At 36.1% G+C, this 599-nt stretch carries 2 pseudogenes; both read right to left on the reverse strand.

Features of this window, described 5'->3' with window-relative positions:
- A pseudogene (locus HMPREF2872_RS11750) lies at positions 1-213 on the reverse strand (hypothetical protein); the annotation flags it as partial.
- 99 nt (positions 214-312) lie between these two features.
- Positions 313-599, reverse strand: a pseudogene (locus HMPREF2872_RS11870) (hypothetical protein); the annotation flags it as partial.

Below are 599 nucleotides of genomic sequence, written 5' to 3' on the forward strand. Positions count from 1 at the left end.
ACTGATTAAATGATATGTCAATAAATTGTTACTATCATCATCAATATCAACATTAACTGTAACATCTCCACTAAAACTGCCATTCGGGAGATATTCTATTTGAATATCTCCTTGATTGAAGTCATAGGAACTGGTGCAATGCCATGTACCGACAATCGGAGAAGCTAGGGCAGTTGTTGCGGATAAAAGCACCGGCAAAATAAAGAATTTCATTTTTTTCCTTTCTTAAAAGAAATCGTATAAAAATCGTTTCAGACGGCCTTTGTTATCTAACCATCAATCAGACAAACCTATCTGATCTATGGTCGCTTTTTACTTCACTTTCGTACATATCTTACGGAATCCATCTTTTTCAGACACCAATTTGCCTGTTCTATCTAATTGTTGAACATCCTCTATAGTAGCTTTACCCATCATGCTATTCAACATGCTGTGTATCATGTTTTCCACTGATCGAGCATCCTCTGACTTCTCTAACCATACCTGTGTTTCAGGACTGTGACGTCGTGACAAGTCACTAAACTCGATTTGACTCTTAGTTAAAGTATTATTCTCAAAACGCCATTTTCCCGTACTGATTAAATGATATGTCAATAAAT

Source organism: Neisseria sp. HMSC069H12 (assembly GCF_001812735.1).
Taxonomy (GTDB): domain Bacteria; phylum Pseudomonadota; class Gammaproteobacteria; order Burkholderiales; family Neisseriaceae; genus Neisseria; species Neisseria subflava.